General features: G+C 71.8%; 10 protein-coding genes and 2 pseudogenes. 6 read left to right on the top strand and 6 right to left on the bottom strand.

Going from position 1 to position 11,841, the window contains the following annotated elements; all coding sequences use genetic code 11:
* The first annotated feature begins 74 nt into the window (after positions 1-74).
* A pseudogene (locus ACIP8Z_RS27490) lies at positions 75-584 on the top strand (HAD domain-containing protein).
* 27 nt (positions 585-611) lie between these two features.
* Here the strand turns inward: ACIP8Z_RS27490 and argH are convergent.
* A complete protein-coding gene (argH, locus tag ACIP8Z_RS27485; protein ID WP_402087964.1) occupies positions 612-2,039 on the bottom strand; it encodes an argininosuccinate lyase in 1,428 nt (475 codons plus the stop codon).
* A gap of 298 nt (positions 2,040-2,337) precedes the next feature.
* Here argH and ACIP8Z_RS27480 point away from each other — a divergent pair, with 298 nt between their 5' ends.
* Complete coding sequence (locus tag ACIP8Z_RS27480) at positions 2,338-2,943, top strand: pyridoxamine 5'-phosphate oxidase family protein (RefSeq protein WP_402087961.1); 606 nt, start codon at positions 2,338-2,340, stop codon at positions 2,941-2,943.
* A 72-nt stretch (positions 2,944-3,015) separates the two neighbouring features.
* Positions 3,016-3,501, top strand: a pseudogene (locus ACIP8Z_RS27475) (L,D-transpeptidase family protein); the annotation flags it as partial.
* 7 nt (positions 3,502-3,508) lie between these two features.
* Here the strand turns inward: ACIP8Z_RS27475 and ACIP8Z_RS27470 are convergent.
* From ACIP8Z_RS27470 to argC, 5 genes are all read right to left on the bottom strand, one after another.
* Positions 3,509-4,039, bottom strand: a complete 531-nt coding sequence (locus ACIP8Z_RS27470) for an arginine repressor (protein WP_030316147.1) — start codon at positions 4,037-4,039, stop codon at positions 3,509-3,511.
* A 7-nt stretch (positions 4,040-4,046) separates the two neighbouring features.
* Positions 4,047-5,261: an acetylornithine transaminase gene (locus ACIP8Z_RS27465; protein ID WP_402087959.1), complete on the bottom strand. Its 1,215-nt coding sequence runs from the start codon at positions 5,259-5,261 to the stop codon at positions 4,047-4,049.
* The gene (gene argB / locus ACIP8Z_RS27460; RefSeq protein WP_402087957.1) at positions 5,261-6,199 is read right to left on the bottom strand and encodes an acetylglutamate kinase; all 939 of its coding nucleotides are present in this window, start codon (positions 6,197-6,199) and stop codon (positions 5,261-5,263) included. Before argB ends, ACIP8Z_RS27465 begins: the two co-directional genes overlap by 1 nt.
* Positions 6,196-7,374, bottom strand: a complete 1,179-nt coding sequence (argJ, locus tag ACIP8Z_RS27455) for a bifunctional glutamate N-acetyltransferase/amino-acid acetyltransferase ArgJ (RefSeq protein WP_402087955.1) — start codon at positions 7,372-7,374, stop codon at positions 6,196-6,198. Before argJ ends, argB begins: the two co-directional genes overlap by 4 nt.
* A gap of 88 nt (positions 7,375-7,462) precedes the next feature.
* Positions 7,463-8,491, bottom strand: coding sequence for an N-acetyl-gamma-glutamyl-phosphate reductase (argC, locus tag ACIP8Z_RS27450; protein ID WP_402087952.1), 1,029 nt, complete (start codon positions 8,489-8,491; stop codon positions 7,463-7,465).
* Positions 8,492-8,608: 117 nt separating this feature from the next.
* Between argC and ACIP8Z_RS27445 the strand changes: the two genes are divergently transcribed.
* The 3 genes from ACIP8Z_RS27445 (at position 8,609) to argG (ending at position 11,684) form a co-directional block, all read left to right on the top strand.
* Complete coding sequence (locus tag ACIP8Z_RS27445; protein ID WP_402087950.1) at positions 8,609-9,523, top strand: metalloregulator ArsR/SmtB family transcription factor; 915 nt, start codon at positions 8,609-8,611, stop codon at positions 9,521-9,523.
* Complete coding sequence (locus tag ACIP8Z_RS27440; RefSeq protein ID WP_402087948.1) at positions 9,520-10,119, top strand: dihydrofolate reductase family protein; 600 nt, start codon at positions 9,520-9,522, stop codon at positions 10,117-10,119. The genes ACIP8Z_RS27445 and ACIP8Z_RS27440 overlap by 4 nt, the downstream gene beginning before the upstream one ends.
* Positions 10,120-10,229: 110 nt before the next feature.
* Positions 10,230-11,684, top strand: coding sequence for an argininosuccinate synthase (gene argG / locus ACIP8Z_RS27435; protein WP_319318188.1), 1,455 nt, complete (start codon positions 10,230-10,232; stop codon positions 11,682-11,684).
* The last annotated feature ends 157 nt before the right edge of the window (positions 11,685-11,841 follow it).

The raw sequence follows: 11,841 nt of genomic DNA, 5'->3' as shown, positions 1-11,841 counted from the left end.
TACACCGAATGAGACATCAATGTCTCATTTGATAATTCGACGCCTCACGGGGGCGGGAACGGAATGCTGCGATCATGACGAAGCCACTGCTGCTCATCGACGTCGACGGGCCGCTGAATCCGTACGCGGCGCAGCGCGAGCGACGCCCGGAGGGATACACGACCCACCGGATGCGGCCGGGCGGCTGGTTCGAGACGAAGCCGCTGCGGGTCTGGCTGAACCCCGCGCACGGGGGTGAGCTGCTCGCGCTGGCGGAGTCGTAGGAGCTGGTCTGGGCGACGACCTGGAAGGGCGAGGCGAACGACTGGATCGGGCCGCATCTCGGGCTGCCCGAGCTGCCGTTCATCGACTGGCCCCAGATGCACGGAAGGGCCCCTCGCGGGACCTTCTGGAAGACGCAGTACATCCTGGAGTACGCGGAGGGGCGGCCGTTCGCCTGGGTCGACGACGACATCACCGCGTACGACCACGAGTACGTGGCGCAGAAACACCTCGCCGCCGCCCTGTTGCTGCACGCCGACCCCCGGCTCGGACTGCTCCGGCCGGACTTCGACGCGCTCGCGGACTGGGCGGCGGCGCTGTGACGCTCTGAGGACCGTGGGGCGCGGGGGCTACTTCTTGGCCTCGGCCCAGGCGTGCTGGATCACCAGGTCGGCCTTGACCTCGACGAGCTGGACGGCGACCGCCGACGGGGCGGTGCCACCCCGGCCGTTGCGGGAGGCGAGGGCGCCGGGGACGTTGAGGACCGTGCGGACCTCGGGGGTGAGGTGCTCGGAGATCTTGGCGAACTGCTCGTCCGTCAGCCCGTCCAGCTCCTTGCCCTCGGACTCGGCGACCTTCACGCACTCGCCGGCCACCTCGTGCGCCACCCGGAACGGCACACCCTGCTTGACCAGCCACTCCGCGATGTCCGTCGCGAGCGAGAAGCCGGCCGGGGCCAGCTCCTCCATGCGCTCCCGGTTGACGGTGAGCGTGGCCATCATGCCGGTGAAGGCGGGCAGCAGGACCTCGAGCTGGTCGCAGGAGTCGAAGACCGGCTCCTTGTCCTCCTGGAGGTCACGGTTGTAGGCGAGCGGCAGCGCCTTGAGCGTGGCCAGGAGGCCGGTGAGGTTGCCGATGAGACGGCCGGACTTGCCCCGGGCGAGCTCGGCGATGTCCGGGTTCTTCTTCTGCGGCATGATCGACGAGCCGGTGGAGAAGGCGTCGTGGAGGGTCACGAAGGAGAACTCCTTCGTGTTCCAGATGATGATCTCCTCCGCGATCCGCGACAGGTTGATGCCGATCATCGCGGTGATGAAGGCGAACTCGGCGACGAAGTCGCGGGAGGCCGTGCCGTCGATCGAGTTGCCGACCGAACCGCGCTCGAAGCCCAGGTCCTTGGCGACCGCCTCCGGGTCGAGCCCGAGGGAGGAGCCGGCGAGGGCGCCGGAGCCGTACGGGGAGACGGCCGTCCGGGTGTCCCACTGCCGCAGCCGCTCGGCGTCCCGGGAGAGGGACTGGGCGTGGGCCAGGACGTGGTGGGCGAAGAGCACCGGCTGGGCGTGCTGGAGGTGCGTACGGCCGGGCATGGCGACGTCCGGGTGCGCCTCTGCGAGGCCGACGAGGGCGTCCTGGAGGTCGGCGACGAGGCCGCCGATGATCCGGGCGTGGTCGCGCAGGTACATCCGGAAGAGGGTGGCGACCTGGTCGTTGCGGGACCGGCCGGCGCGCAGCTTGCCGCCGAGGTCCGGGCCGACGCGCTCCAGGAGTCCGCGCTCCAGGGCGGTGTGGACGTCCTCGTCGGCGATGGTGCCGACGAGGGTGCCGTCGGCGACGTCCGCCTCCAGTCGGTCGAGACCGGCGAGCATGCGGGTCAGCTCGTCCTCGGTGAGCAGGCCGGCCTTGTGCAGCACGCGCGCGTGGGCGCGGGAACCGGCGATGTCGTACGGCGCGAGGCGCCAGTCGAAGTGGACCGACGCGGACAACTTCGCCAGGGCCTCGGCGGGCCCGTCGGCGAACCGTCCGCCCCAGAGCCGGACGTCACCGTTGTTGCTGCTCACAGCTGCTGCTCCTCGGGAGAATGGGTACTGCCGCCACCGCCTCGCCCACGATCGGGGACGGGCGGCGACCTGTTCAACGGGGGCGGGTCACGCCAGGGTCGGCGGCGGGGCCGACGGCATCCTGCCGTAGGCATAACTATGCAATGCACCGTATGCTTTGTCAACGCGCTGCTCCGGCGCCTCCTCTCCGGTGGCGGCGCCGCTGGACCGCCACCGCGAGAGCGGTCGACCGGCCCCGGCCGCCCGCGACGCGAGACGCGCCCGCCGCGGGCAGGGCGGACGGAGCAGTATGGGCGGCATGGGAAAAACGTATGAGCGTATCGACAGACGACTCCGTGCCTTCATCGAGGACCAGCCCGTCTTCTTCACGGCGACCGCTCCCCTCGCCGGCGACGGACACGTCAATCTCAGCCCCAAGGGACGCCGGGGCACCCTCGTGGTGCTCGACGAACTGACCCTCGCCTACGTCGACTTCGGGGGCAGCGGCGCCGAGACCGTCGCTCATCTGCGGGAGCCGGGGAACGGGCGGATCACCCTCATGTGGACCGCGTTCTCGGGGCCGCCGACCGTCGTGCGGGTGCACGGCACCGGCGAGGCCGTGCTGCGGGACGATCCGCGCTGGGGCGAGCTGTTCGCGCGGTTCCCGGCCGAGGCCGTCGAGGGCCAGGGCAGCGCGCGGGCGATCGTCCTCGTCCACGCGCGACGGATCAGCGACGCCTGCGGGTACGCCGTACCGCTGATGGAGTACCAGGAGGACCGGGGCCTGCACGCCGAGTACTTCAACCGGAAGACGGACGACGAGTTCAACGCGTACTGCGCGCGCAAGGACCACATCGCGACCAGCCTCGACGGGCTGCCCGCGCTGCCGCTCCCCCTGCCGCCCCTGCCGCAGGCCGCCGACTAGCCGCGCCCCGCGCGCGTGGCGCGGCCGGCGCCCCTAGGGGGCGTCTTGCCGATCAGGCCGGATCAGCCGCGAGCCCGGTTCGGGGCGAAGGGGCTGGCCGAGGGCGCGCGACGGCGGCAGGGCACGAACACCACGCCCACCGGGCTCTACCGGCTGCCGTACGACTTCGGGATCGAGCCCGCGCCCGCGGGGACCTCGTACCGCTACGCGCGCGTGACCCGGCGGTCCTGGTGGTGCCAGGACAACGACTCCCGCTCGTACAACCGCCGGGTCGAGGGCCTGCCCCGGGACTGCCGGGCGGCCCGGGCCGAGCACATGGTCACGTACCGCCGCCAGTACGCCCACGGGCTCGTCATCGGCTTCAACTACGACCGGCCGGTGCGCGGGCGCGGGGCCGGGATCTTCCTGCACGTCAACGGGAGCGGGGCGACCGCCGGTTGTGTCTCCGTCCCCGCGGACGCGATGCGCGCGGTGCTCGCCTGGGCCGATCCCGCGCGCCGACCGCACATCGCCGTCGGCACCCGGGGCGGCGGGCCGACGGCGATCACGCGCTCCTGAGACGCGGCTACTTCTGCGCCAGCTTCAGCAGGTGGTCCGCGAGCGCCTGGCCGCCCGCCGGGTCGCGGCTGATGAGCAGCAGGGTGTCGTCACCCGCGATCGTGCCGAGGATCGCGTGGAGTTCGGCCTGGTCGATGGCCGACGCGAGGAACTGGGCGGCGCCCGGCGGGGTCCGCAGGACCACCAGGTTGGCGGACGCCTCGGCGGAGATCAGCAGTTCGCCGGAGAGGCGCCGCATGCGCTCCTCCTTCGCGGACTCGCCGAGCGGGGCCTGCGGGGTGCGGAAACCGCCCTCGCTGGGCACCGCGTAGATCAGCTCGCCGCCGGTGTTGCGGATCTTCACCGCGCCCAGCTCGTCGAGGTCGCGGGAGAGCGTCGCCTGGGTGACGCTCAGCCCGTCGTCCGCGAGGAGCTTGGCGAGCTGGCTCTGCGAGCGCACCGGCTGCCGGTTGAGGATGTCGACGATCCTGCGGTGGCGAGCGGTGCGGGTCTGCGGAACCGACGGCCCTCCGTGCTCGTTCTCCTGCGCGTCGGTCATCGTCGTCTCATTCTCCGGTTCGTCCTTGCCCGTTCGCCACGTCGAGGACTCCGGGCAGGGCCTGGAGGAAGGCGTCCGCCTCGGCGTCGGTGAGGACCAGCGGAGGCATGATCCGTACGACATCGGGGGCGGGCGCGTTCACCAGGAGGCCGGCGTCCTGAGCCGCCTGCTGCACCTGAGGTGCGAGGGACTCCGTGAGCACGATACCCAGCAGGAGGCCCGCACCACGGACGTGGGAGACCAGCGGGTGCCCGAGACCTTCGATTCCCTGCCTCAGCCGCTCCCCGACCGCCTTCACGTGGTCGAGGGCCGCGTCGGCGCCCAGGGTGTCGAGAACGGCGATTCCGGCGGCGCAGGCCACCGGGTTGCCGCCGAAGGTGGTGCCGTGGTGACCGGGCCCGAAGAGGTCCGCGGCGGGACCGAAGGCGACGGTCGCACCGAGCGGGAGGCCGCCGCCGAGGCCCTTGGCGAGGGTCACGACATCGGGCTCGACGCCCTCGTGCGCCTGGTACTCGAACCAGTGGCCGCAGCGGCCGACGCCGGTCTGCACCTCGTCGAGGACGAGGAGGGTTCCGGTGGCGCGGGTGATCTCCCGGGCCGCCTCGAGGTAGCCGGGGGGCGGGACGACGACGCCGTTCTCGCCCTGGATGGGCTCGATGATCACGAGGGCGGTGTCCTCGGTGACGGCGGCGCGGAGTGCCTCGACGTCCCCGTAGGGCACATGTGTCACGTCGCCGGGCAGCGGCAGGAACGGGGTCTGCTTGGCGGGCTGGCCGGTGAGCGCGAGGGAGCCCATGGTCCGGCCGTGGAAACCGCCCTGGGTGGCGACCATGTGGGACCGGCCGGTGAGCCGGCCGATCTTGAAGGCGCCTTCGACGGCCTCGGCGCCCGAGTTGCAGAAGAAGACCTTGCCGGGCCGGCCGAAGAGCGCGAGGAGCTTCTCGGCGAGGGCGACGGGCGGTTCGGCGACGAACAGGTTGGAGACGTGGCCGAGGGTCCGGATCTGCCGGGTGACGGCCTCCACGATCGCCGGGTGGCCGTGGCCGAGGGCGTTCACCGCGATGCCGCCGACGAAGTCCAGGTACTCGTTGCCGTCGGCGTCCCAGACCTTCGCGCCCTCACCGCGGACGAGGGGCAGCCGGGGGGTGCCGTAGTTGTTCATCAGCGAGTCCTGCCACCGCTGGGTCAGCCGCTCGTTGCCGGGCTGCGTGGTGCCGCTCATCAGTCCCCCTGTCCGTCCGGCACGACCATCGTGCCGATGCCCTCGTCGGTGAAGATCTCCAGCAGGATCGAGTGCTGGACCCGGCCGTCGATCACACGGGCCGTGGTGACCCCGTTCCGTACGGCGTGCAGGCAGCCCTCCATCTTGGGGACCATGCCGCTGGAGAGCTCGGGCAGCAGCTTCTCCAGCTGGCTCGCGGTGAGCCGGCTGATGACCTCGTCGCTGTGCGGCCAGTCCTCGTAGAGGCCCTCGACGTCGGTCAGGACCATCAGCGTCTCGGCGCCCAGCGCCGCAGCGAGTGCCGCAGCCGCCGTATCAGCATTGACGTTGTAGACATGTCCGTCGTCCTGGGAGCGGGCGATGGAGGAGATGACCGGGATCCGGCCGTCCTCCAGGAGCGCCTGGATGGCGCCGGTGTCGATGGCGGTGATCTCACCGACCCGGCCGATGTCGATCTGCTCGCCGCCCACGACCGGCCGGTGCCGGGTGGCGGTGATGGTGTGGGCGTCCTCGCCGGTGAGACCGACGGCGAGCGGACCGTGCTGGTTGAGCAGCCCGACGAGCTCGCGCTGGACCTGGCCGGCGAGGACCATCCGTACGACGTCCATGGCGTCCTCGGTGGTGACCCGCAGGCCCGCCTTGAACTCGCTGACGATGCCGTGGCGGTCGAGGGCGGCGCTGATCTGGGGGCCGCCGCCGTGCACGACGACCGGCTTGAGACCGGCCTGGCGCAGGAAGACGACGTCCTGGGCGAAGGCGGCCTTCAGGTCCTCGTCGATCATGGCGTTGCCGCCGAACTTGATGACGACCGTCTTGCCGTTGTGCCGCGTGAGCCAGGGCAGGGCCTCGATGAGGATCTGGGCCTTGGGGAGCGCGGTGTGCTTCCGGGTCGTGCTCTCGGGGTTCTCGGGGTTCTGGGGGGCCTGGGGGTCGCTCATGACGAGTACGCGCTGTTCTCGTGGACGTAGTCGGCGGTGAGGTCGTTCGCCCAGATGACGGCGGACTCGGTGCCGGCGGCGAGGTCGGCGGTGATGGTGACCTCCCGGTAGCGCATGTCGACCAGGTCGCGGTCCTCGCCGACGGAGCCGTTCTTGCAGACCCAGACGCCGTTGATGGCGACGTTGAGCTCGTCGGGCTCGAAGGCCGCCGCCGTCGTGCCGATGGCGGAGAGCACCCGGCCCCAGTTGGGGTCCTCACCGTGGATGGCGCACTTGAGGAGGTTGTTACGGGCGATGGACCGGCCCACCTCGACGGCGTCGTCCTCGGTGGCGGCGTTGATCACCTCGATGCGGATGTCCTTGCTGGCGCCCTCGGCGTCGCCGATGAGCTGGCGGGCGAGGTCGTCGCAGACCTCCCGTACGGCCCCGGTGAACGCGTCCTGCTCCGGCGTCACGCCGGAGGAGCCGGAGGCGAGGAGGAGGACGGTGTCGTTGGTGGACATGCAGCCGTCGGAGTCGACGCGGTCGAAGGTGACGCGGGTGGCACCCCGCAGGGCGCTGTCCAGGCCCGCGCTGTCGACGTCGGCGTCGGTGGTGAGGACGACGAGCATGGTGGCGAGGCCGGGGGCCAGCATCCCGGCGCCCTTGGCCATGCCGCCGACCGTCCAGCTGCCGCCGGGGCCGTCCTTCGTCACCACGGAGGTCTTGTGGACGGTGTCGGTGGTCTTGATGGCGATGGCGGCCTTCTCGCCGCCGTGCTCGGACAGCTCGGCCGCGGCCTTCTCGACGCCGGGGAGGAGCTTGTCCATGGGGAGCAGGATGCCGATGAGGCCGGTGGAGGCGACGGCGATCTCGCCCGCGCCGACGTCGGCGCCCTTGGCGCTGAGGACCTCGGCGACCTTCTCGGCGGTGGCGTGGGTGTCCTGGAAGCCCTGGGGGCCGGTGCAGGCGTTGGCGCCGCCGGAGTTGAGGACGACGGCGGTCAGCTCGCCGTCGGCGAGGACCTGCTGGGACCAGACGACGGGGGCGGCCTTGACGCGGTTGGAGGTGAAGACTCCCGCGGCGGCGCGGCGGGGCCCGGTGTTGACCACGAGGGCCAGGTCCGGGTTGCCGTTCGTCTTGATCCCGGCGGCGATGCCCGCCGCCGTGAATCCCTTCGCTGCGGTGACACTCACTGTGTTTCTCCGTTCGCTTCTCCGCCCGCGCAGCGCAGAGGTGCGGGCTTCGTCGTCGTCTGCGGACCGGTGGCTGCGCACGCGTCGCTCACGGAGCCACTCCGATCGTGGAAAGTCCGGTGCTCTCGGGGTACCCGAGGGCGATGTTCATGCTCTGGACCGCGCCGCCGGCGGTGCCCTTGGTGAGATTGTCGATGGCGCTGATCGCGATGATCCGGTTCGCCGCCGCGTCGTACGCGACCTGCACCTGAACGGCGTTGGAACCGTAGACGGACGCCGTCGCCGGCCACTGTCCCTCGGGGAGCAGATGGACGAAGGGCTCGTCCGCGAAGGCCTTCTCGTAAGCGGCCCGTACGGTCTCGGCGGTGACGCCCGGCTTCGCGGTGGCGGTGCAGGTGGCGAGGATGCCGCGGGGCATCGGTGCCAGGGTCGGCGTGAAGGAGACGGTGACCCGCTCCCCCGCCGGTCCGCTGAGGTTCTGGATCATCTCGGGGGTGTGCCGGTGGCCGCCGCCGACGCCGTACGGCGACATGCTGCCCATGACCTCGCTGCCGAGCAGGTGCGGCTTGGCCGCCTTGCCGGCGCCGGAGGTGCCGGAGGCCGCGACGATCACGGCCTCGGGCTCGGCGATCCCGTTCTCGTACGCGGGGAAGAGCGCGAGCGAGACGGCGGTCGGGTAGCAGCCGGGCACGGCGACCCGCTTGGACCCCTGGAGGGCGGCGCGGGCCCCCGGCAGTTCGGGGAGGCCGTACGGCCAGGTGCCGGCGTGCGGGGAGCCGTAGTACGTCTCCCAGTCGGCGGGCTCCTTGAGCCGGAAGTCGGCGCCCATGTCGACGACGAGGACGTCCGGGCCGAGCTGCTCGGCGACGGCGGCGGACTGCCCGTGCGGCAGGGCCAGGAAGACGACGTCGTGGCCGGCGAGCTCGTCGGCCGTGGTGGGCACGAGGACGCGGTCGGCGAGCGGCAGCAGATGGGGCTGAAGGGCCCCGAGTCGCTGGCCGGCGTTGGAGTGGCCGGTCAGGGCGCCGATCTCCACGTGGGGGTGGGCGAGAAGGAGGCGCAGGAGCTCTCCGCCCGCGTATCCGCTCGCACCCGCCACTGCTACTCGTACCGTCATCGAAACCCTCCTCATGGATGGCATGACTATACGTATCTCAGCAGGTTTATGCAACGACACTCCGGACACCGGCATATTCCTTGACGAGAATATTCTCGACGGAGAATACTCGCCCTCATGGACGACGCAGACCCGCTCCTCACCGCACTGGCCGACCCGGCCCGCTGGCGCCTCGTGCGCCTGCTGGCCGAGCGGCCCCGCCCCGTCGGTGTCCTCGCCCAGCTCGCCGAGGCGCGGCAGCCGCAGACGACCAAGCACCTGCAGACGCTCGAACGGGCCGGGGTCGTCACCTCCCAGCGCTCGGGACAGCGCCGGGTCTACGCCCTGCGGCCCGGCCCGCTGCGGGATCTGGCGGCCACGCTCGGGCGGCTCGCCGACACCGCGGACCGGGCCGGCGGGTCGCGCGAGACGTACGACCGTCACGGGCGCGGCCTCGCGAGCGAGCGGCTCGCGGCCAAGGGGCCGGGATGGGCCGACGAGCGCTCGTTCCGGTTCCACCGGTCGCTGGCCGGGGACCCCGACGCGGTCTGGCGCCACCTGACCGAGACCGCCCTGCTCAGCCACTGGTGGGCACCCGACGACCTGCGCGTCTCGGACCTCGCCTTCGAGGCCCGGCCGGGCGGGCGGATCCTCCTGGAGTACCGCGACGCCGAGGACAGCGGGGACACCGGGCACTCCGGGGATCCCGAGGACTCCGAGCCGGTCGCCGGGCGCGGGGACGGCGTCGTCGACGTCGCCCGCCCCGGCGAGCGGCTCGCGTACCGGCTCTCGCCCCGACTCCCCGACGGCGGCGCCGCCTTCACGGCCCACGTCGACCTCACCCTCCGGCCCACCGGCGCCGGCACGGACCTCGACGTCCACTACCTGATCGCCGACAGCACGGTGGAGTCCGCCGACTTCATCGCGGGCCTCGAGATCGGCTTCGGCCAGTGCCTCGACAAGCTCGCCACCGCCGTCGGCACCGCCCACGGCACGGCTCCCGACGCGTCTCCCACCTCGACCCGCACCGAAGGAAAGCAGGTACAGCCATGACCCACTCCACCGGACGCAAGGTGGCCGCCAACATCGCCCTCACCCTCGACGGGCGCTACAACGGCCCCGGCGGACCGGGAGACATGTCCGCGATCGTCCCGTACGCGACCACGGAGGTGGCCCGTGACCACCTCACCCACATCTGGGAGAACGCGACGACCGCGCTGCTCGGCCGCGTCAACGCCGAGGGCTTCCTGGGGTACTGGCCGGCGGTCGCGGCCGACGAGAACGCCGACCCGCGCGACCGCGGCTACGCGAAGTGGCTCGTCGACACGGAGAAGGTGGTCCTGTCGACCACCCTGACCGCATCCCCGTGGGACCGCGCCCGGGTGGTGAACGCCCCGGCCGCCGAGGTCGTCGCCGAGCTCAAGAGCCACGGCGAGGGCGACATCCTGGTCAACACCAGCCCGAGCATCACCAAGGAGCTTCTCGCGGCGGACCTGGTGGACCGGCTGTACCTGCTGATCTGCCCGGAGATCGCCGGGGACGGGGAGCGGCTGTTCGACGACGGCCTGCCGGGTTCGCGGTGGCGGCTCACCCGCCGGGAGACCGGCGAGCTCGGCGAGCTGGCCCTGGTCTACGACCGGGTGCGCTGAGCGCCACGGCCGCGCACGCCGATCGCGCGCAGGGTGCCGGAAGGGGCGATTCCACACTCTCTCGCCGGCACCCCTTTGCATGACCATGCGAGATGATGCATACTCTTCCTATGTCCAAGGTCCTCACCTCCCTGCCCGCCGGCGAGCGCGTCGGCATCGCCTTCTCCGGCGGCCTCGACACCTCCGTCGCGGTCGCATGGATGCGCGACAAGGGCGCCATCCCCTGCACCTACACCGCCGACATCGGCCAGTACGACGAGCCCGACATCGCCTCGGTGCCCGGCCGCGCCAAGACCTACGGTGCCGAGATCGCGCGCCTGGTCGACTGCCGCGCCGCGCTGGTCGAGGAGGGCCTTGCCGCACTCACCTGCGGGGCGTTCCACATCCGCTCCGGCGGCCGCGCGTACTTCAACACCACGCCGCTCGGCCGTGCCGTCACCGGCACCCTCCTCGTGCGGGCGATGCTCGAGGACAACGTCCAGATCTGGGGCGACGGCTCGACCTTCAAGGGCAACGACATCGAGCGGTTCTACCGCTACGGCCTGCTCGCCAACCCGCACCTGCGGATCTACAAGCCCTGGCTGGACGCGGACTTCGTGACGGAGCTCGGCGGCCGCAAGGAGATGTCGGAGTGGCTGGTCGCCCACCAGCTGCCGTACCGCGACAGCACGGAGAAGGCGTACTCCACCGACGCCAACATCTGGGGCGCCACCCACGAGGCCAAGACGCTGGAGCACCTCGACACCGGCGTGGAGACCGTCGAGCCGATCATGGGCGTCCGCTTCTGGGACCCCTCGGTCGAGATCGACACCGAGGACGTCACGATCGGCTTCGCGCAGGGCCGGCCGGTGTCCATCAACGGCAAGGAGTTCGCCTCCGCCGTCGACCTCGTCATGGAGGCCAACGCCATCGGCGGCCGCCACGGCATGGGCATGTCGGACCAGATCGAGAACCGGATCATCGAGGCCAAGAGCCGCGGCATCTACGAGGCGCCCGGCATGGCCCTGCTGCACGCCGCGTACGAGCGGCTGGTCAACGCCATCCACAACGAGGACACCCTCGCCCAGTACCACAACGAGGGACGGCGTCTCGGCCGGCTGATGTACGAGGGCCGGTGGCTGGACCCGCAGGCGCTGATGGTCCGTGAGTCGCTCCAGCGCTGGGTCGGCGCGGCCGTCACCGGCGAGGTGACGCTGCGGCTGCGGCGCGGCGAGGACTACTCGATCCTCGACACGACGGGCCCGGCGTTCAGCTACCACCCGGACAAGCTGTCCATGGAGCGCACCGAGGACTCGGCCTTCGGACCGGTGGACCGGATCGGGCAGCTCACCATGCGGAACCTCGACATCGCCGACTCGCGCGCCAAGCTGGAGCAGTACGCGGGCCTCGGCCTGCTCGGCACCGGCAGCCCCGCGATCGGTGCCGCCCAGGCGGCCGCGACCGGTCTGATCGGCACCCTGACGGAGCTCCCGGAGGGCGGTGCGGAGGCCATCGCGTCCCGCGGCGAGGCCGCCGACGAGGACGAGATGCTGGACCGCGCCGCGATGGAGTTCGGCACCGACTGACCCGCGCCCGCCCGACTGCCCCACCCCCGTCGAGCGCCACGCGCTCGACACCCCAGGAAGGCCGGCTCGACGTCCCCCGCGTCGAGCCGGCCTTCCGTCGCACGCCCCGGGCCGGGGCCCGGCCGGTGCTGTCACATCGTGGCGGGGCCTCGCGTCA

The sequence above is a fragment of the Streptomyces sp. NPDC088553 genome, from assembly GCF_044752965.1.
Taxonomy (GTDB): domain Bacteria; phylum Actinomycetota; class Actinomycetes; order Streptomycetales; family Streptomycetaceae; genus Streptomyces.
The sequence above is the reverse complement of the archived record's forward strand: the minus strand, read 5'-3'. Positions and strand labels throughout refer to the sequence as shown.